Origin of the sequence: Kitasatospora sp. NPDC057015, from assembly GCF_042673745.1 — a bacterium.
In the GTDB taxonomy this organism is placed as follows: domain Bacteria; phylum Actinomycetota; class Actinomycetes; order Streptomycetales; family Streptomycetaceae; genus Kitasatospora.
The window spans coordinates 76,814-95,497 of sequence record NZ_JBHUSG010000019.1 but is presented as its reverse complement, the minus strand read 5'-3'; the positions used below and the strand labels follow the sequence as shown (position 1 = coordinate 95,497).

Genomic DNA, 18,684 nt, shown 5'->3' with positions numbered 1-18,684 from the left:
CGCCGGAGGGCCCCGGACGGATCCGATCCGTACGGGGCCCTCCGTCACGTCCGGCGCCCTCAGGCGCTGCGGCGCTGCTTGAGGTAGCCGCCGAGCGAGAGCAGCGCGACCAGGACGCCCGCCGCGTACAGCTGCTCCCGATTGCCCTCGGTCGTGGTCATCAGCCCGAGGATGGCGACCACCGCGAGCAGTGCCGCCCAGGTCAGGTAGGGGTAGCCCCACATCCGGACGGTGAGCAGCCCGGGGGCCTCGCGCTCCAGCCGGCGGCGCATCCGCAGCTGCACGACGCAGATGAAGAGCCAGACCACCAGGATGGCCACGCCGGTGGTGTTCATCAGCCAGGTGAACACGGTGTCCGGCCAGAACCTGCCGGCCAGCACGGCCCCGAACCCGAAGCCGCAGGACGCGACCACGGCCAGCCGGGGCACTCCGCCGCTGACCTTCGCCAGGACCCGCGGGCCCTGCCCGCGGGAGACCAGCGAGTACGCCATCCGGGAGGAGCCGTAGATGTTGGCGTTCATCGCGGAGAGCAGCGCGACCAGCACCACGGCCTCCATGATGGTGCCGGCGCCGGGCACGCCCAGGTGCTGGAGCACCGTGACGTACGGGCCGTCGGCGACGATCGCCGGGTCCTTCCAGGAGACCAGGGTGACGACCAGGGCCATCGAGCCGATGTAGAAGATCGCGATCCGCCAGACCGCGGTGCGCACCGCGTTGGCCACGCTGCGCCGCGGGTCCTCGGACTCGGCGGCGGCGATGGTGACCGTCTCCAGCCCGCCGTAGGCGAACACCGAGGCCAGCAGGCCGACGATCAGGCCGCTGGTGCCGTTGGGCAGGAACCCGCCCTGGCCGGTCAGGTTGCCGGTGCCGGGGTTGCCGTCGCCGAGGACGCCGAGCACCCCGAGGGTGCCGAGGACGAGGAACGCGACGATCGCGGTCACCTTGACGGCGGCGAACCAGAACTCGAACTCGCCGAAGTTCTTCACGGCGGTCAGGTTGCTGGCGCAGAAGAAGGCCATGAAGATGCCGACCCAGATCCAGGCCGACACGCCGGGCACCCAGCCGTTCATGATCTTGCCGGCCGCGGTGGCCTCGGCCGCGACTCCGCAGCAGAGCATCACCCAGTACATCCAGCCGGTGGTGACGCCGGCCCACGGCCCGATCTCGCTCTCGGCGTGCACCGAGAAGGAGCCCGAGGCCGGCCGGGCCGCCGACATCTCGCCGAGCATCCGCATGATCAGCATGACCAGCAGGCCGGAGAGGGTGAAGGCCAGGATGATGGCGGGTCCGGCGGCCGCGATGCCCGCGCCCGAGCCGACGAAGAGACCGGCCCCGATGACGCCGCCGAGGGCGATCATCGAGAGGTGCCGCTGCTTGAGTCCGTGGGCGAGCCGCTGCCCGTCGGCCGGGGCCGGTGCCGGGGCGGCCGGCGACGCGTCGATCGTCGGTGGCGCGGGGAGATGGGCCATGAGGGTGGTCCAGACTGTTCGGATACCGGGTTGAGCGGTCCAATATCCGGTGCCGATGCTGGTCATGCCAAGAAAGCCGGTCGGCGGTTCATCATGCGGACCGGATGATGGCGGAACGTGACCGGATCCGCACGGTGCGGTGTCGGGCAGCTGGGCAGCTGGGCAGCTGGGCGGCCGGCCGACCGGCCGGGCAGCCGGACGGACGACCGGGCGGGTGCGGTCGGGCGTCGCGGCGGGGGTGGAGCGGTGGGCCGGAGCGGTCATCGGCGCCGATCCCGACAACGGCGCCCGCCGGGCCTTGTCGGAATCCCTGACGGTGCCACAGCTGTCGAACGCGTAGGTTCACAGATGTCGAACAGCCTTCCGACCTGCGGAGATACCCGATGGCCACTGCCAGCCCCACCGCCAACACCTCGATCCGACCCGGTGTCGTCCTCGCCGACCTGCTGCCCTCGGCATCCACCCGGCTCGGCTCCCAGGTCCGCGACCTCGCCCTGGTGACGGGTGGCGCCGCCCTCACCGGCCTCGCCGCCCAGCTCTCGGTGAACGTCCCCGGCTCGCCCGTCCCCGTCACCGGCCAGACCTTCGCCGCCCTCCTCGTCGGCACCGCCCTCGGCACCCGCCGGGGCGTCGCCTCGCTCGGCCTCTACCTGCTCGCCGGCATGGCCGGGCTGCCGTGGTTCGCCCAGGGCACCTCGGGCTGGGCGATGCCCTCGCTCGGCTACGTGATCGGCTTCGTGCTCGCCGCCGGCCTCACCGGTGCGCTCGCCCGCCGCGGCGCCGACCGCACCCCGCTGCGGACCGCGGGCGCCATGGTGGCCGGCACCCTCGCCATCTACGCCGTCGGCGTCCCGTACCTGGCCTTCTCGCTGCACGTCCCGCTCGCCCGCGCCGCCGAGCTGGGCCTCTACCCCTACCTCGTCGGCGACGGTCTGAAGGCCCTGCTGGCGATGGGCGCGCTCCCGCTGGCGTGGAAGCTGGTCAAGCGGGGCTGACCCGCCGGTCACGCCCTCGACCACCGCCGGACCGTCCCGGGCCGGCCGCCGTCGACGGACGCCCCGGACGCCGTTCGTACCCCTCCCGCCGTCGCCTCCGGGGCCTGCCGCGAGGCGGCGGGAGGTGCCGCCGAGCCCCTGCCGGGGTCGCGTACACGCGCATGCCACACTCATACGCATGCGCGTGTACCTGGGTTCCGACCATGCCGGATTCGATCTCAAGAACCACCTCGTCCAGTGGCTGAAGGAGGCCGGCCACGAGCCGGTCGACTGCGGGCCGCTCGTCTACGACGCCGAGGACGACTACCCGCCGTTCTGCCTGCGCGCCGCCGAGCGCACCGCTGCCGACCCCGAGGGGCTCGGCATCGTGATCGGCGGTTCCGGCAACGGCGAGGCGATCGCCGCGAACAAGGTCAAGGGCGTGCGGGCCGCGCTGGCCTGGAGCGAGCAGACGGCCGCGCTGGGCCGCGAGCACAACAACGCCAACGTGGTCAGCATCGGCGGTCGGATGCACACCGAGGACGAGGCCACCAAGTTCGTCGAGATCTTCCTCAACACCCCGTACAGCGGCGCCGAGCGGCACACCCGCCGGATCGAGATGCTCAGCGAGTACGAGACCACCGGTGAGCTGCCGCCGATCCCGGCGCACCACCCGCAGGGCTGATCCCCGCTCACACCCCACGACGTACGGCCGGCCGCTCGCCCGCAGCGGCCGGCCGTGACCGTCTCCGCGGCCGGTGCCGCCGCCGCGCACCCGATGGTGGGCACCGGAACTGTGTCGTGCGACACAGCAGTCGAAGCACGACGGGGCGCGCGGAGCCGGCCGTGCGCGTGCCGCTCGCGACACGCTCCTCCTCCGTAGTGCCACCGGTCCAAGCCTGTTGACGGAACGGTCGAGCGGTCCGGTACTCGGCCGAAACCCGTTGGAGGCGGTCGGGAACCGCCCACGGCACCCGCGCACCCCGTCGACGGCGGCCTGTGCCGGTGGATATGGTCGGACCCCATGGCTGGCAGACCTCCGGGCGCACCGCCCCAGACGACTGCGACGAGGCCCGACGCCGCCCAGGTGGCCACGGACCCCGTCGCGGCCCGGCTGCGCAAGTGGCAGCGCAGGATCCGGCGGAAACTGCGCACCGCGGGCGTCGACTACTTCCGCGGCGGCGCCGCCGACTGGCCCGTCCTCGGCGCGCTCGCCCTGCTCGTCCCCGTGCTCGTGGTGCTCAACGTCTGCGTCCCCGCCTGGGCCCCGCCCACCGCCCTCGTCCTGCCGATCCTGGCCGCCGCGCTCCTGCTGCGTCCGGGCAGCCTGGTCGTGCTCTACGCGCTCGCCGCCGTCGGCCTCTCCTCCGAGTCGGTGATCCACACCGGCCAGCGGGTCGCCAGCGACAACCCCGAGGCCTACACCTACGGCGTCACCCCCGGCGCCGCCCTGGTGGTCGGCGCGGCCGGGGTGGCCGGCCTGCTGCTGGCCCAGTTCCGCAGCCGGGTCGGTGTGCCCTGGTGGGGCGGCTCCACCATGCTCTTCGACCTCCGCGAGCGGCTGCGGGTCCAGAGCAGGGTCCCCGAACTGCCGGCCGGCTGGCACGCCGACATGGCGCTGCGCCCGGCGGGCGGGCAGTCCTTCTCCGGCGACTTCGTGGTCGCCTCCCGCACCGGCCCGGGCCAGCGGGTGCTGGAGGTGGTCCTCGCGGACGTCTCCGGCAAGGGCATGGACGCCGGCTCCCGGGCCCTGCTGCTCTCCGGCGCCTTCGGCGGCCTGCTGGGCTCGCTGCCCGCGCACGAGTTCCTGCCGGCCGCCAACGGCTACCTGCTGCGGCAGTCCTGGGAGGAGGGCTTCGCCACCGCCGTCCACCTGGTGCTGGACCTGGACACCGGCGAGTACGAGCTGCTCTCGGCCGGGCACCTGCCCGGCATGCAGCGGTTGTCTGGCGCCGGGCGCTGGGAGGTCAAGGAGACCACCGAGGGTCCGCTGCTGGGGATCTACGACGGCGCCAAGTTCGAGGGCGTACGGGGGCGGCTGAACCGCGGCGACGTGCTGATGCTGTGCACGGACGGCATGGTGGAGGCCCCCGGCCGGGACCTCTCCGAGGGCATGGACCGGCTGATGGGCGAGGCGGACCGGCTGGTTCCGGGCGCCGGCCCGGCCAGCCACCACGGCGCGGCGGCCCGGCTGATCGAGACGGTGGCCAAGGACATCAACGACGACCGCGCGGTACTGCTGCTCTGGCGCGACTGACCGGCCGTCGGTCCGTCGCCGGGCCGGTCGACGGCCGTCCGCCGCTCCACCCCGCGCCCTCCGGATCCCTGCGCATCCCCCCGGCGTCGCCGGTGTTTCGCCCGCCGTCCGGACCGCGGTGCTCCGGCGCATGTGCCGCTGTCAACCCCTCGTCGCCGTGGCAGCTGATCTTCGGCCATTCCCGGTCCGTAGGCAGGGCCGCGCCCACGCCCCGCGCACGCTCCCGCGGGCCGGCGCGCGTCGAGGCCCCCGCACCGCTCAGCGGTGCCCTGCCGACGATCCGTCAGGACTGCTCCGCTATCGTCTCGGTCGGCGGAAATTCGTCTCACATCGCAGGATCTCGGGCCCCTGCTGCCGGTTACACCTTTACGCAACCCGCATGGTCGACCACACTGAGTCCGGGCGGGACTGGTTGTGACTCGGGGACTCGGGGGATTGGGGGCGTCAGGTGCGGCGCGGTATGCACCGAACGGCCGCAGCGCGCGCCGGCCGCGATGCGATCGACCGACTTCCGCCTCGGGACCGTCGGACAGACCGGGGTCCGGCTTCGTACGGAGCTTCTCGGCGAAGCTCCCAATGAAACGAGGAAGTGAGTCCGGGTGGCACTCTCCGTCTCCGCGCTGGTCCTGTTCGGCGTCATCTGCATCATCTTCATCCGCAACAAGCAGTTGAAGATCGGTCACGCGATCCTGGCTGCGCTCTTCGGCTTCATGCTCAACCAGAGCACGGCCGCCAAGCCGATCCAGGACTTCCTGAGCCAGTTGGCGAAGACCATCTCCGGCGTCGCCAGCTGACGGTTCGGTGGGCCCCGGCGGCCGCGGCGGGGTCCGACAGGGCTACTGGCCGGCCCGCCGGGCCTGGCGCCAGCGGCTGAACACTCCGCGCGGGCGCATTCGCGCCGGGGCCGTCACGGGCACCGGCGGCGCTTCCGCATGCCCGGGTGCGGCCGGGACGCGGTCGCCGGTCGCGCTCAGCAGGACGAACAGGCGTGCCCAGCAGAGTCTTTCGCCGCGCGGCCAGTCCAGCTCGCGCAGCGCCGCCGAGGCCGCCTCGGACACCTCGCCGTTGACCCGCACCTCGGCCACGTCGTCGCCCGCCCTGCCGCCGAGGAACAGCTTGACGCCGTTGAGCTGCGGCCCGGTCAGCTCCGGCAGCAGCGCCGGTGCGAGCGCGGGCAGCACCTGGTGCTCCGACAGCCACCGGGAGAGCTGCTCGCTGCCGAACCCGAACACCGCGGCCGGGCCCTGCACGGCGTGCCAGCCGGGCAGTTCGTCGGGCCGGTAGTGGTCGCCGTGCTCGCCGCGCCGCTCCTGCAGCTCGACCAGGGCCGCGGCGGTCGTGGTCGCCCACATCCGTACGGCGTTGGCGAGCTTCTCCTCCTCGGTCTGTCCGAGTCCCGCCGCGCAGTCCCAGACCACGGGGGCGTCCGCGCGGCCGAGCTGCAGGACGAAGCCGAGGTCGACGTGGCCGGCGCCGTCCTGCCCGGGGTGTTCGCGGACGGCCACGGCGGTGGTGCCCGGTCCGCGCACCACGCTGCCCTCGACCGTGAACTCCTGCCCGAACCGCGCCATCTCCCGCACCACGTTGGCCTGTATGACGTCCAGTCGCTCCTGGGGACGCACGGGACACTCCTCACCCTTGAAGCTCGAACGCCCGGGTGGAGCTCGAACACACGGCCCGGCATCGAACCGACGTCGGACGCCAGCGAGGCTATCGGCCGCGGCCCCGAGCGGGAAACCGCCGTCACACCCGCGGGGTCAGCCACTCCTGCAGTTCCACCAGGTTGCCCTCGGGGTCGGTGAGGTGGGCCACCTTGAGCCGCTCCCACTGCACCTGCGGCTCGGCCAGCAGCTCGTGCCCGCGCGCCCGGACGCGGGCGGCCGCTTCGTCCACGCTGTCGACCTTCAGCACCACCAGCGCCCGCGGACCTCCGGCGCCCACCGCGGCGAGGGCCCCGGCCGGCAGGGCCCGGGCGAAGTGCTCCCGCTGCTACAGCGTGACGGCCGCCGTTCCGGCGGGCGGGCTGAGCTTCCCGTACGGGCCGCTCTCGTCGTCCTGCTGCGGGGTCAGGCCGATGACGTCCCGGTAGAACCGGAAGCAGGTGCCGAAGTCGTCCACCAGCAGGCGCACCTGTGCGAGCTCCATGTGATTCCTCCCCGTGCGGCGGCGGCCCTCCCGCCGTCGGCGGGGAGCCTACGCCGGGTGCCCGTCCGGGGGAGCGGACGGGTCGACACGGGCGGGCTCGGCTAGCGGATTGCCCCGCTATGCACCATTTTGGGTAGCACTACCCGTCGGCCCGTGCAGGAGCGATCGCCATGACCCGCACCACTCTGAGCCCCCCGCCGCTCGTGCTCACCCCGGACGGGTCCGGCCTCGCCGACGAGATCGAGGCCTACCTCGCCTCGCTCCCCGAGCAGGCCGGGCGGCCGGTGATCCCGTACGTCGCGCCGCTCGGCAGCACCGTCCAGCCCTGGAACGCCGGCCACCCGCTGCCCCGGCCCACCCTGCTCGAACGGCTGACCCGGCGCCCGGCCCGCCCGGCCCCCCTGACCGCCGCCGGCCACCTGCGGCTGACCTCCCGCTACATCGGCGCCTTCGGCTGGCTCCAGGGCGCCATGTGGGACTCCGCCGGCCGGGTCTGCCTCCTCGGCGCCCAGGTCGCCGTCCTCGCCCACGGCTACGGCACCCCGGGCACCGTCCAGACCGCCCGCGTCCAGGTGATGGAGATCCTGCACGCCACCGGACGCCCGGTCAGCTCCCCGGACGAGTACAACGACCGCCCCACCACCCGCCAGGCGGACATCCACCGACTCCTCGACCAGGCGGCCGCCCGCGCCCAGTCCCTGGGCCTCTGAGGCCGCGGCCGGGGCACGGCACGGGCACGCCGCCCCGACGACCCGCGGGAACGACAGCGGCCCAGGTCCGGGATGGAATCCCGGACCTGGGCCGCTGTCAGCTGAGCGGGCGACGAGAATCGAACTCGCGTGACTAGTTTGGAAGACTAGGGCTCTACCATTGAGCTACGCCCGCACGCGTGCCTGGGCACGCACCCCGTGACCGCTGCCGGACGCGAGGACGGGGTCAGCCTACCTGGTCCGGTCGGGTGTGTGCACACTCCTTCGGTCGCGGCGGCCTCCGATAATGTCGGCCGGCCGTGGGGGCCCGGCGTGTACGCTTCCTCTCGGCACCACGGGGTGTGGCGCAGTTTGGTAGCGCGTCCGCTTTGGGAGCGGAAGGCCGTCGGTTCGAATCCGGTCACCCCGACAGTGCGGCAGGGTCTCGCCGGACAGGCGGGGCCCTGTTGGCGTTCTCCGGGTGAGGTGTCCCCGGATCGAACAACTCCCGTTCCTGTGCGCGTCCCGTTCCCGTTCGCGTTCGCGACCTCCGCGCCGGCTGCCGCGTCGCCGCGTCGCCGCGCCGTCGCTCCGTCGGCCGAGTGCCCGGTGTCCTGGCGCCCCCGCGGGTCCGGTCGGCGGGCTCGCGTTTCGGCCCGCCGTGGGGCAAGGTGGAATGTTGATTGTTCACCAACTGCTGGAGAGCGGATGTCCCTCCCCGACCCCACCGTCCCACCGCGCCGGGGGATCAGCGCGAAGACCGCGGTCGGCGCCGTCTTCGTGGCCGCGCTGTTCATGTCGATCATGGACACCACGATCGTCAACGTGGCGCTGCCCTCGATCGGGCGGCAGTTCGGGGTCGACCCGGCGGGCGTCGGCATCGTCAACGTCGGCTACCTGGTCAGCCTCGCCGTCTTCGTGCCGCTGTCCGGCTGGATGGGCGACAGGTACGGCACCCGGCGGGTCTTCCTGGTCTCGCTGACGCTGTTCACGGTCGCCTCGCTGCTCTGCGGCGCCGCCGACTCGATGCTGCAGCTGACCCTCTACCGGATCTTCCAGGGCGCCGCCGGCGGCATGCTGACCCCGGTCGGGATGACCATGCTCTTCCGGGCCTTCCCGCAGGAGGAGCGGATGCGGGCGACCCGGGTGCTGATGCTGCCGACCGCCGTGGCCCCGGCCCTCGGCCCGGTGCTGGGCGGCTGGCTGGTGGACGGCTGGTCCTGGCACTGGGTCTTCATCGTCAACGTGCCGGTGGGCGTCGCCGCCCTGGTCTTCGGCCTCCTCTTCCTGCCGGACTACCGCACCGAGCGGGCCGGGCGCTTCGACGCGGCGGGCTTCCTGCTGTCGGCCGCCGGCTTCGGCCTGGTGATGTACGCCCTCTCCGAGGGGGCCGGCCAGGGCTGGGGGAGCGCCCGGATCCTCGGGTCCGCCGTCGCCGGGACGCTCGCCCTGGTGGCCATGGTCGTCGTCGAGCTGCGCCGCCCGGAGCCGATGCTGGACCTGCGGCTGCTGCGCGACCGGATCTTCCGCACCTCGAACCTGCTCTCGCTCTTCTCCGGCGCGGCCTTCCTCGGGATGCTCTACCTCTTCCCGCTGCTGATGCAGGACGCGCTGGGCATGGACGCGCTGCACAGCGGCCTGATGGTCTTCCCCGAGGCGATCGGCGTGATGATCGCCTCGCAGGTGGCCGGCCGGCTCTACCCGCGGGTCGGCCCCCGCCGGCTCCTCGCCGCCGGGGCGACCGTGGTGGCGCTCTGCCTGGCCACGATGACGGCGATCACCCCGGACAGCAACCTGTGGGCGGTCCGCGGGCTGATGTTCGTCACCGGTTTCGCGATGTCGCACGTCTTCATGCCCTCGCAGACCGCGGCCTTCGCGACCATCCCCACCCGGTCCACCGGGGCGGCGTCCACGCTGTTCAACGCCCAGCGGCAGCTGGGGTCGGCCCTGGGCGTGGCGGTGCTCGGCACGGTCCTGACCGCCGTCGGGACGGTCACCACGGACGCTTCGGGTACGCCCGTGGCGAACCTGGTCGCCTACCGGGCGGCTTTCCTGGTGGCCGCGGGGCTGGCCCTGGTGGCCGCCGCGATCGCGTTGTCCGTCCGGGATTCCGATGCGGCGCCGACGATGCGCGGGGTGCCCGGGCCTGCGCGGGAGCCCGCCGGGGAGGCCGTTCCGGAGGGTGCGCGGGGGCGCTGAGAGAACTGAGGCGGCTGCGTCCTGGCGTCCGCCTTTCGTGGTACCGGTAGGATGGGCCGCTGGCGGTAGTGCCTGTGGTGTACACCCAGGTCAGCCGCCCGAGGGCGAGGAGTCACTCTCAGCGTCCACCCCAACGGGAGATGCAGCCCCAACCGCCCATCGCCCGTCTCGCCCGACCCGACCGGCCACGTGGCCACCGGGAACGGCGGAGACAACCCTGACCGCAAGCCCAATAGGAGACCCAACCGTGAAGAGCGCCGTCGAGACTCTGAACCCGACCCGGGTTCGACTCACCGTCGAGGTGCCCTTCGAGGAGCTCAAGCCCAGCCTCGACGCGGCGTACAAGAAGATCAACCAGCAGGTCTCGGTCCCGGGCTTCCGCAAGGGCAAGATCCCGAACCGTGTCATCGACCAGCGCTTCGGCCGTGCGGCCGTGCTGGAAGAGGCCGTCAACGACGCCCTGCCGCGCTTCTACACGCAGGCCGTCGACGAGGGCAAGATCGAGGTCCTCGGCCAGCCCGACATCACCGACATCGAGGGTGTCGAGAAGATCGCCGACGGTGGTGACCTCAAGTTCACCGCCGAGGTCGACATCCGCCCCGAGGTCACCCTCCCCGACTTCACCGAGATCTCGGTGACCGTCGACCCGATCGTCGTCTCCGACGAGGACGTCGACAAGTCCCTGGAGCAGCTGCGCGAGCGCTTCTCCTCGGTCAAGGACGTGGAGCGCGCCGCGGCCGCCGGCGACATCGTCGTCGTCGACCTGGAGGCCAAGGTCGACGGTGAGGTGCCGGACGACGGCCTCGCCTCCGGCGTCAGCTACGAGATCGGCTCCGGCCGGCTCATCGACGGCATCGACGACGCCGTCGTCGGCCTGGCGGCCGGTGGCACCGCGACCTTCAGCACCGAGCTCAAGGGCGGCACCCAGGCGGGCAAGACCTCCGAGGTCACCGTCACCGTGACCGCCGTCCAGGAGAAGGAGCTCCCCGAGCTGGACGACGAGTTCGCCCAGCTGGCGAGCGAGTTCGACACCCTGGACGAGCTGCGTGCCGACTCCCGCAAGCGCCTCGAGCGCATGAAGGAGTTCGACCAGGCCACCCAGGCGCAGGAGAAGGTCCTGGACGAGCTGCTCTCCAAGGTCGAGATGGACTACCCGGAGAAGCTCCTCAAGGACGAGATCGAGACCCGTCGCCACAACCTGGAGCACCACCAGCTGGAGCCCATGGGCCTCACCCTGGAGACCTACCTCGCCACCCAGGACAAGTCCCTCGAGGACTTCCTGGCGGAGACCGAGGAGCAGGCCAAGAAGGGCATCAAGACCCAGTTCGTGCTGGACCAGATCGTCGGCAACGAGGAGCTGGGCGTCAACCAGGAGGAGCTCACCGAGCACCTCATCCGCCGTGCCGCCGGTTCGGGTCTGACCCCGGACCAGTTCGCGCAGCAGGTCGTCCAGGGTGGCCAGGTGCCGCTGCTGGTCGGCGAGGTCGCCCGCGGCAAGGCGCTGGCGCTGGTCGTCGAGGCCGCCAAGGTCGTCGACACCGAGGGCAACGAGATCAACTTCGACGACGACGAGACCGACGAGTCGGGCGAGACCGTCGAGGCCGTCGAGGCGGGCGAGAACGCCGCCGAGTCGACCGAGGCCTGATCGTCCCGGTACGCCTGACCAGGCGGTGGGCCCGGACGCCGTACAGCGGCGTCCGGGCCCACTGTCGTCCGCCCGCCGACGCGCACTGCGCCGGCCCGGCGGCCGTCTGTGCGCGGGCCGTGTGCGCACGGCACCGCCGGGCCCTCCGGGGGCCGCGGACCCTGCGCTCACAGCGAACAGTTCTGCGTGGGGGATTCTGCGGCCCGGCCTGCGCGTTAGGGTCCTTGGACAGCGACATTCACGCAGTGATATCTCAAGCTGTGCGACAAAGTGACGGCCGTGGAGCGACCGTCCAAATCGACTGAGCAGGTGGCTAAGTGACGTTCCCGCAGATGCAGATGCCTGGCCTGATGGCGCCGCACGCCGCCGGTGGTGACGTGCTCGGCGGCCTGGGAGACCAGGTTTACAACCGGCTGCTCAACGAGCGGATCATCTTCCTCGGCCAGGGGGTCGACGACGACATCGCGAACAAGATCACCGCGCAGCTGCTGCTCCTGGCGGCTGACCCCGAGAAGGACATCTACCTCTACATCAACTCCCCCGGCGGCTCGATCACGGCCGGCATGGCGATCTACGACACCATGCAGTACATCAAGAACGACGTGGTCACCATCGCGATGGGCATGGCGGCCTCGATGGGCCAGTTCCTGCTGACCGCCGGCGCCAAGGGCAAGCGCTTCTCGCTGCCGAACGCCAACATCCTGATGCACCAGCCCTCCGCCGGCCTCGGCGGCTCCGCCACCGACATCCGGATCCAGGCCGAGCAGCTGCTCCGCACCAAGAAGCGGATGTCCGAGCTGATCGCGCACCACAGCGGCCAGTCCTTCGACCGCGTCACCGCGGACTCCGACCGCGACCGCTGGTTCACCCCGGAGGAGGCCAAGGAGTACGGCCTCATCGACTCGATCATGCACAGTGCCGCGGATGTCCCCGGCGGCGGCGGCACCGGCGCCTGAGCGCCCCCTCCCGCACCCCACACACGACGGCACGCACGCATTCGGAGGACGGAACTCCCATGGCCAGCAACACTTCCTTCGGCGCCAACACGCCGCGCGGCGAGTACTTCGGTGCCCGCTCCGAGTCCACCGCCCCGCGGGCGGAGGGCCGTTACATCGTCCCGCGCTTCGTCGAGCGCACCTCGCAGGGTGTCCGCGAGTACGACCCGTACGCCAAGCTGTTCGAGGAGCGCATCATCTTCCTCGGCTCGCAGGTGGACGACGTCTCGGCGAACGACATCATGGCCCAGCTGCTCTGCCTGGAGTCGATGGACCCGGACCGCGAGATCCAGATGTACATCAACTCGCCCGGCGGCTCGTTCACGGCGCTGACCGCGATCTACGACACCATGCAGTACGTCAAGCCGGACATCACCACCGTCTGCATGGGCCAGGCGGCCTCCGCCGCCGCCGTCCTGCTCGCCGCGGGCACGCCCGGCAAGCGGATGGCGCTGCCGAACGCCCGGATCCTGATCCACCAGCCGTACACCGAGACCGGCCGCGGCCAGGTGTCCGACCTGGAGATCCAGGCCCGGGAGATCTTCCGGATGCGCGAGCAGCTGGAGGAGATGCTCTCCAAGCACTCCAACAAGCCGATCGAGCAGGTGCGCGACGACATCGAGCGCGACAAGATCCTGACGGCCGAGGAGGCCCTGGAGTACGGGCTGATCGACCAGATCATCTCCACCCGCAAGACCTCGCTGAGCGACTGAGGTCGCAGGCGGCCCGGGCGGGGCGCGCACGGTGCTCGTACGAACACCGCGTGCCCCGCCCCGGCGGCCGCGGCGGCCCCGCGAGGTCGCCCGAAGCACGGCCCACGCCTCCCGGACGGCATCTGTTCGGTATCAATTCGCCCAGGGCGTAGGGCAGACCTGCCGAAGACAGCGGAATCACCGGCCCGGCAGAGTACCGTCGGATAGCGAGACCGAGCGCCCACGGCGCTGACGGTCCACAGCACCAGGCCCCGGAACCCCCGCGGGGCCCCTGGCGAAGGGGAAGCACCTCGTGGCACGCATCGGAGACGGTGGCGACCTGCTCAAGTGCTCGTTCTGCGGCAAGTCCCAGAAGCAGGTGAAGAAGCTCATCGCCGGGCCTGGCGTGTACATCTGCGACGAGTGCATCGACCTCTGCAACGAGATCATCGAGGAGGAGCTCGCCGAGACCTCCGAGGTGCGTTTCGAGGAGCTCCCGAAGCCGCGCGAGATCTACGAGTTCCTCGACCAGTACGTGGTCGGCCAGGACACGGCGAAGAAGTCGCTGTCGGTGGCCGTGTACAACCACTACAAGCGCGTCCAGGCGGGCGAGGCCGGCCGCAGCGGCGGCAACGGCCGCGAGGACGCCATCGAGCTGGCGAAGTCCAACATCCTGCTGCTGGGCCCGACCGGCTCCGGCAAGACGCTGCTGGCCCAGACCCTGGCCCGGATGCTCAACGTGCCGTTCGCGATCGCGGACGCCACGGCGCTGACCGAGGCCGGGTACGTCGGCGAGGACGTCGAGAACATCCTGCTCAAGCTGATCCAGGCGGCGGACTACGACGTCAAGAAGGCCGAGACCGGGATCATCTACATCGACGAGATCGACAAGGTCGCCCGCAAGAGCGAGAACCCGTCGATCACGCGCGACGTCTCCGGCGAGGGCGTGCAGCAGGCCCTGCTGAAGATCCTGGAGGGCACCACCGCCTCGGTGCCGCCGCAGGGCGGGCGCAAGCACCCGCACCAGGAGTTCATCCAGATCGACACCACCAACGTGCTGTTCATCGTGGGCGGTGCCTTCGCCGGCCTGGAGCGGATCATCGAGGGCCGGGCGGGTGCCAAGGGCATCGGCTTCGGCGCCAACATCCGCTCCAAGCGGGAGAGCGACTCCAGCGACCACTTCCGTCAGGTGATGCCGGAGGACCTGGTGAAGTTCGGGATGATCCCCGAGTTCATCGGCCGCCTGCCCGTGATCACCAGCGTGCACAACCTGGACCGCGAGGCGCTGCTGCAGATCCTCACCGAGCCGAAGAACGCGCTGGTCAAGCAGTACCGCAAGCTCTTCGAGCTGGACGGCGTCGAGCTGGAGTTCTCCCGCGACGCGCTGGAGGCGATCGCCGACCAGGCGATCCTGCGCGGCACCGGCGCCCGCGGCCTGCGGGCCATCATGGAGGAGGTGCTGATGTCCGTGATGTACGAGGTGCCCTCGCGTCAGGACGTCGCCCGCGTGGTGGTCACCGGGGACGTGGTCTCCAAGCACGCCATCCCGACCCTCGTCCCGCGCGACATGATCAAGCGGGAGCGGCGCGACAAGAGCGCCTGATCCCGGTACGCGCAGGAGCCCCGCACCGAGTGGTGCGGGGCTCCTGCGCGTCCGTCGTGCGGTTCAGCCGGTGGCGCTCACTTGACGACCTCGGCGGCCTGGCGCAGCTCGCGGGTCGCGGCGGCGGCCTTGTCCAGGTCGGGCTGGATGTCCGGGCCGCCGCTCAGGACCATCACCACGGAGCTGTGGTCGGCCCAGGCGCAGACGGTGTCCGTCTCCTGCGGGGCGGTCATGGTCTCGCAGGTCAGATAGCCGCCGAGCGGGCCGGGATCGAAGGTCCGGCGCTCGCCGAAGGTGGTGCCCTTGCCCTTGCCGCTCGACTCGAAGCCGTCCAGGAACTGCCGGAGCTCGGTCTCCGGCAGCACCACGTTGCCGTAGCCGCCGGCCACGATCACCCCGCTGCGGTGCGCCTTGTCCGGGTACACGCCCGACACCGCGGTGGGCTTCCAGGCGTTCTTGCCGCTGGAGTAGGCACCGGCCAGGCCGCTCTGCAGGGTCCGGGCGGTCGGGTTGTCGTCGTCCCGCTCCACGCCGTGGAAGGTCTGCGGCAGCACCACCTTGTGGGTGCCGGTCTTGGAGGCGAGGTCCCAGACGAAGTAGCCGAGGGCACCGCCGCCGAGCAGCAGGACGCCCGCCACCGCGCCGAGCACGATCCACAGGGTCCGGCGGGACTTCTTCGGCGGGGCGATCGGCGCGTAGCCGTAGGGGTACCCGGCGCCGGCCGGGTCGGCGGGACCGGCCTGCGGCGGCACTCCCCAGCCCTGCGGCGCGGCGGTGCCGGGCGGCGGCGGGGGAGCTCCGAACGGCTCGGCGGGCGGCGGGCCGTACGGGTTGTGGTCGGACACGGTGGCCCTCTCTGCCAGGTGTTCTCGTGACGGTCGGCGCCGGGCCGGCCGGAACACTTCGGGGCTCGCCGAAAACTCGTGCGAGTGCCCGGGCACGCTATCGCAAGGCGTTCGGGCGTCGCTCGGAATACCGGGCGCGGGGGACGGGGCCGGCCGGCGCGGGGAGGAAAGCGGTTCGTAACCGGGCTCCGCTGTTACGTAAACTGTGCGTCGTGACCGACACGACGAACCAGCGCCCCGAGAGCAACACGCCCGGGGACGACGCAGCCGCCACCACCGCACTCAGCGGTGGCATCCCGACGACCTACGCCCCGGCGGAGGTAGAGGGCGCGCTGTACGAGCGCTGGGTGGAGCGTGGCTACTTCACCGCCGACGCCAAGAGCGACAAGCCCGCCTACACCATCGTCATCCCGCCGCCGAACGTCACCGGGGCCCTGCACCTGGGCCACGCCTTCCAGCACACGCTGATGGACGCGCTGACCCGCCGCAAGCGCATGCAGGGCTACGAGGCCCTCTGGCTGCCCGGCATGGACCACGCCGGCATCGCCACCCAGAACAAGGTCGAGCAGCAGCTCGCCGAGTCCGGCCTCTCCCGCCACGACCTGGGCCGCGAGGCCTTCGTCGAGAAGGTCTGGGAGTGGAAGGAGAACTACGGCGGCAAGATCCTCGGCCAGATGCGCCGCCTCGGCGACGGCGTCGACTGGTCGCGCGAGCGCTTCACCATGGACGAGGGCCTCTCGCAGGCCGTCCAGACCATCTTCAAGAAGCTCTTCGACGACGGTCTGATCTACCGCGCCGAGCGCATCATCAACTGGTGTCCGCGCTGCCTCACCGCGCTCTCCGACATCGAGGTCGAGCACGAGGACAGCCCCGGCGAGCTGGTCTCCATCCGCTACGGCGAGGGCGAGGACTCGATCGTCGTCGCCACCACCCGCGCGGAGACGCTGCTCGGCGACACCGCGATCGCCGTCCACCCCGGGGACGAGCGCTACGCCCACCTGGTCGGGCGCACCATCGCCCTGCCGCTGACGGACCGCCGGATCCCGGTGGTGGCCGACGAGCACGTCGACCCGGAGTTCGGCACCGGCGCGGTCAAGGTGACGCCGGCGCACGACCCGAACGACTTCGCCATCGGCCAGCGGCACGACCTGCCGAACCTCAGCGTGATGGACGAGCACGGCGTCATCACCGTGCACGGCCCCTTCCTCGGCCTGGACCGGCTGGAGGCCCGCTCCGCGGTCGTCGGCGCCCTGCGCGAGCAGGGGCGCATCGTCGAGGAGAAGCGCCCCTACATGCACGCCGTGGGCCACTGCTCGCGCTGCCACACCATCGTCGAGCCGCGCCTGTCGCTGCAGTGGTGGGTCAAGGTCGAGCCGCTGGCCGCCGCCGCCGGCGACGCCGTCCGCGACGGCCGGGTCGCCATCCACCCGAAGGAGCTGGAGGGCCGCTACTTCAGCTGGGTCGACAACATGCACGACTGGTGCATCTCGCGCCAGCTCTGGTGGGGCCACCGGATCCCGGTCTGGTACGGCCCCGAGGGCCAGGTCGTCTGCGTCGGTCCGAACGAGGAGCCGCCGACGGGCGAGGGCTGGCACCAGGACCCGGACGTCCTGGACACCTGGTTCTCCAGCGCGCTGTGGCCGTTCTCCACCCTGGGCTGGCCCGAGCAGACCCCGGATCTGGAGAAGTTCTACGCCACCGACGTCCTGCTCACCGGTCACGACATCATCTTCTTCTGGGTCGCCCGGATGATGATGTTCGGCCTGTACGCGATGGAGGGCCAGGCTCCGTTCCACACCATCGCGCTCACCGGCCTGGTCCGCGACCAGTTCGGCAAGAAGATGTCCAAGTCCTCCGGCACCGCCGTGGACCCGCTGGACTGGATGGACGAGTACGGCGCCGACGCCGTCCGCTTCACCCTGGCCCGCGGCGCCAACCCCGGTGCCGACGTGCCGATCGGCGAGGACTGGGTCAAGGGCTCGCGCAACTTCTGCAACAAGATCTGGAACGCCACCCGCTTCGCGCTGATGAACGGCGCCACCGTCGAGGGCCCGCTGCCGGCCCCCGAGGAGCTGACGGCCGTCGACCGCTGGATCCTGTCCCGCCTCAACGCCACGGTGGCCGAGGTCGACGGGCTCTACGACGACTACCAGTTCGCCAAGGTCGCCGACGTCCTGTTCCACTTCGCCTGGGACGAGGTCTTCGACTGGTACGTCGAGCTCTCCAAGACCACCCTGGCCAAGGGCGGCCCGCAGGCCGACGCCGCGCGCCGGGTGCTGGGCGAGGTCCTGGACGTGACGCTGCGCCTGCTCCACCCGGTCGTCCCGTTCGTCACCGAGGCGCTCTGGACGACCCTCACCGGCGCCGAGTCGCTGGTCGTCACCGCGTGGCCGACCGCCGACCCGTCCCGCCGGGACGCCGCGGCCGAGGCCGAGGTCGCCACCCTGCAGCAGGTGGTCACCGAGGTCCGCCGGTTCCGCTCGGACCAGGGCCTGCAGCCCGCCCAGAAGGTGCCCGCCACCCTCGACCTGGCCGGCACCGTGCTCACCGCGCACGAGGACGCGATCCGCTCGCTGCTGCGCCTGACCGCCCCCGAGGAGGGCTTCGCGGCCACCGCCTCGCTGCCCGTCGCGGGGGCCACGGTGGCCCTGGACCTCTCCGGCACCATCGACGTCGCGGCCGAGCGCAAGCGCCTCGCCAAGGACCTCGCGGCGGCCGAGAAGGAGCAGGCCCAGACCACCGCGAAGCTCGGCAACGAGGGCTTCCTCGCCAAGGCGCCGGACGACGTGGTCGCCAAGATCCGGGCCCGTCAGGAGGCCGCCGGGGCCGACATCGCCCGGATCACGGCCCAGCTGGCGGCGCTGCCGCAGGGCTGATCCGGCGTAGCCGCCGCACCGAGGGCCGTACCCCGTCGCACGGGGTGCGGCCCTCGGGCTTTCCCGGCCGCTTTCCCGCCCGGGCGGTTTCGCGGATCGGGAATCCTCCGGAAATCGGCCGGGGAGGTAGCACCGGACGCACCAGCGGGGCCTCTTCGCCGTTCGGACACTGGGCTGTTCCGGCGAATACTCATCACGGCGTCCACCGGATGTCCGCCGCCGCCCGGACAACCCGTTCGGCCGCATTCCGCGGCGCCGTGGAATACCGCTCCGAGAATCGCGGTCGAGACCTCGG

General features: G+C 71.8%; 16 protein-coding genes and 2 tRNA genes. 12 read left to right on the top strand and 6 right to left on the bottom strand.

Annotated features, from left to right (window positions below; genetic code table 11):
* Positions 1 to 59: 59 nt before the first annotated feature.
* Positions 60 to 1,469 (bottom strand): amino acid permease, encoded by a 1,410-nt coding sequence (locus ACFTWP_RS19735; RefSeq protein WP_380265878.1) that lies wholly within the window; start codon positions 1,467 to 1,469, stop codon positions 60 to 62.
* A gap of 383 nt (positions 1,470 to 1,852) precedes the next feature.
* Between ACFTWP_RS19735 and ACFTWP_RS19730 the strand changes: the two genes are divergently transcribed.
* The 4 genes from ACFTWP_RS19730 to ACFTWP_RS19715 all read left to right on the top strand — a co-directional run bounded on the left by ACFTWP_RS19730 (position 1,853) and on the right by ACFTWP_RS19715 (position 5,494).
* A complete protein-coding gene (locus tag ACFTWP_RS19730) occupies positions 1,853 to 2,464 on the top strand; it encodes a biotin transporter BioY (RefSeq protein WP_380265877.1) in 612 nt (203 codons plus the stop codon).
* Positions 2,465 to 2,642: 178 nt separating this feature from the next.
* Entirely contained in the window at positions 2,643 to 3,128 is a 486-nt protein-coding gene (locus tag ACFTWP_RS19725; protein WP_380265876.1) for a ribose-5-phosphate isomerase, read from the top strand.
* 402 nt (positions 3,129 to 3,530) lie between these two features.
* Positions 3,531 to 4,700, top strand: coding sequence for a PP2C family protein-serine/threonine phosphatase (locus tag ACFTWP_RS19720; RefSeq protein WP_380265875.1), 1,170 nt, complete (start codon positions 3,531 to 3,533; stop codon positions 4,698 to 4,700).
* 599 nt (positions 4,701 to 5,299) lie between these two features.
* A complete protein-coding gene (locus tag ACFTWP_RS19715; RefSeq protein ID WP_073927841.1) occupies positions 5,300 to 5,494 on the top strand; it encodes a hypothetical protein in 195 nt (64 codons plus the stop codon).
* 42 nt (positions 5,495 to 5,536) lie between these two features.
* Here ACFTWP_RS19715 and ACFTWP_RS19710 read toward each other — a convergent pair whose 3' ends face one another.
* The 3 genes from ACFTWP_RS19710 to ACFTWP_RS19700 all read right to left on the bottom strand — a co-directional run bounded on the left by ACFTWP_RS19710 (position 5,537) and on the right by ACFTWP_RS19700 (position 6,845).
* Positions 5,537 to 6,322 (bottom strand): DUF6348 family protein, encoded by a 786-nt coding sequence (locus ACFTWP_RS19710; RefSeq protein ID WP_380265874.1) that lies wholly within the window; start codon positions 6,320 to 6,322, stop codon positions 5,537 to 5,539.
* Positions 6,323 to 6,443: 121 nt separating this feature from the next.
* Positions 6,444 to 6,641, bottom strand: coding sequence for a VOC family protein (locus ACFTWP_RS19705; RefSeq protein ID WP_380265873.1), 198 nt, complete (start codon positions 6,639 to 6,641; stop codon positions 6,444 to 6,446).
* Between the two features lie 48 nt (positions 6,642 to 6,689).
* On the bottom strand, positions 6,690 to 6,845 hold the full coding sequence (locus tag ACFTWP_RS19700) for a hypothetical protein (protein ID WP_380265872.1): 156 nt from the start codon (positions 6,843 to 6,845) through the stop codon (positions 6,690 to 6,692).
* 170 nt (positions 6,846 to 7,015) lie between these two features.
* Between ACFTWP_RS19700 and ACFTWP_RS19695 the strand changes: the two genes are divergently transcribed.
* A complete protein-coding gene (locus tag ACFTWP_RS19695; protein ID WP_380265871.1) occupies positions 7,016 to 7,555 on the top strand; it encodes a hypothetical protein in 540 nt (179 codons plus the stop codon).
* A 104-nt stretch (positions 7,556 to 7,659) separates the two neighbouring features.
* On the opposite strand, the gene ACFTWP_RS19690 is transcribed toward ACFTWP_RS19695, so the two are convergent.
* Positions 7,660 to 7,730: transfer RNA gene (locus ACFTWP_RS19690), tRNA-Gly, on the bottom strand.
* 160 nt (positions 7,731 to 7,890) lie between these two features.
* Between ACFTWP_RS19690 and ACFTWP_RS19685 the strand changes: the two genes are divergently transcribed.
* The 6 genes from ACFTWP_RS19685 (at position 7,891) to clpX (ending at position 14,668) form a co-directional block, all read left to right on the top strand.
* Positions 7,891 to 7,964 (top strand) — tRNA-Pro (locus ACFTWP_RS19685).
* A 278-nt stretch (positions 7,965 to 8,242) separates the two neighbouring features.
* On the top strand, positions 8,243 to 9,733 hold the full coding sequence (locus ACFTWP_RS19680; RefSeq protein WP_380265870.1) for a DHA2 family efflux MFS transporter permease subunit: 1,491 nt from the start codon (positions 8,243 to 8,245) through the stop codon (positions 9,731 to 9,733).
* A gap of 247 nt (positions 9,734 to 9,980) precedes the next feature.
* Complete coding sequence (gene tig, locus ACFTWP_RS19675; RefSeq protein ID WP_380265869.1) at positions 9,981 to 11,378, top strand: trigger factor; 1,398 nt, start codon at positions 9,981 to 9,983, stop codon at positions 11,376 to 11,378.
* A 338-nt stretch (positions 11,379 to 11,716) separates the two neighbouring features.
* Positions 11,717 to 12,334, top strand: coding sequence for an ATP-dependent Clp protease proteolytic subunit (locus ACFTWP_RS19670; protein WP_380265920.1), 618 nt, complete (start codon positions 11,717 to 11,719; stop codon positions 12,332 to 12,334).
* 59 nt (positions 12,335 to 12,393) lie between these two features.
* On the top strand, positions 12,394 to 13,086 hold the full coding sequence (locus ACFTWP_RS19665; RefSeq protein WP_380265868.1) for an ATP-dependent Clp protease proteolytic subunit: 693 nt from the start codon (positions 12,394 to 12,396) through the stop codon (positions 13,084 to 13,086).
* Positions 13,087 to 13,378: 292 nt separating this feature from the next.
* On the top strand, positions 13,379 to 14,668 hold the full coding sequence (clpX, locus tag ACFTWP_RS19660) for an ATP-dependent Clp protease ATP-binding subunit ClpX (protein WP_073927834.1): 1,290 nt from the start codon (positions 13,379 to 13,381) through the stop codon (positions 14,666 to 14,668).
* Between the two features lie 77 nt (positions 14,669 to 14,745).
* Here the strand turns inward: clpX and ACFTWP_RS19655 are convergent, their stop codons facing one another.
* Complete coding sequence (locus ACFTWP_RS19655; RefSeq protein WP_380265867.1) at positions 14,746 to 15,513, bottom strand: hypothetical protein; 768 nt, start codon at positions 15,511 to 15,513, stop codon at positions 14,746 to 14,748.
* Positions 15,514 to 15,725: 212 nt separating this feature from the next.
* Here ACFTWP_RS19655 and ACFTWP_RS19650 point away from each other — a divergent pair, with 212 nt between their 5' ends.
* Positions 15,726 to 18,389, top strand: coding sequence for a valine--tRNA ligase (locus ACFTWP_RS19650; protein ID WP_380265866.1), 2,664 nt, complete (start codon positions 15,726 to 15,728; stop codon positions 18,387 to 18,389).
* Positions 18,390 to 18,684 lie beyond the last annotated feature (295 nt).

What these genes read in the sequence shown, in the direction of transcription:
- ACFTWP_RS19735 (WP_380265878.1), bottom strand. Translation starts at nt 1,469, where the DNA reads ATGGCCCATCTCCCCGCGCCACCGACGATCGACGCGTCGCCGGCCGCC.
- ACFTWP_RS19730 (WP_380265877.1), top strand. Translation starts at nt 1,853, where the DNA reads ATGGCCACTGCCAGCCCCACCGCCAACACCTCGATCCGACCCGGTGTC.
- ACFTWP_RS19725 (WP_380265876.1), top strand. Translation starts at nt 2,643, where the DNA reads ATGCGCGTGTACCTGGGTTCCGACCATGCCGGATTCGATCTCAAGAAC.
- ACFTWP_RS19700 (WP_380265872.1), bottom strand. Translation starts at nt 6,845, where the DNA reads ATGGAGCTCGCACAGGTGCGCCTGCTGGTGGACGACTTCGGCACCTGC.
- ACFTWP_RS19695 (WP_380265871.1), top strand. Translation starts at nt 7,016, where the DNA reads ATGACCCGCACCACTCTGAGCCCCCCGCCGCTCGTGCTCACCCCGGAC.
- ACFTWP_RS19680 (WP_380265870.1), top strand. Translation starts at nt 8,243, where the DNA reads ATGTCCCTCCCCGACCCCACCGTCCCACCGCGCCGGGGGATCAGCGCG.
- ACFTWP_RS19670 (WP_380265920.1), top strand. Translation starts at nt 11,717, where the DNA reads ATGCCTGGCCTGATGGCGCCGCACGCCGCCGGTGGTGACGTGCTCGGC.
- ACFTWP_RS19665 (WP_380265868.1), top strand. Translation starts at nt 12,394, where the DNA reads ATGGCCAGCAACACTTCCTTCGGCGCCAACACGCCGCGCGGCGAGTAC.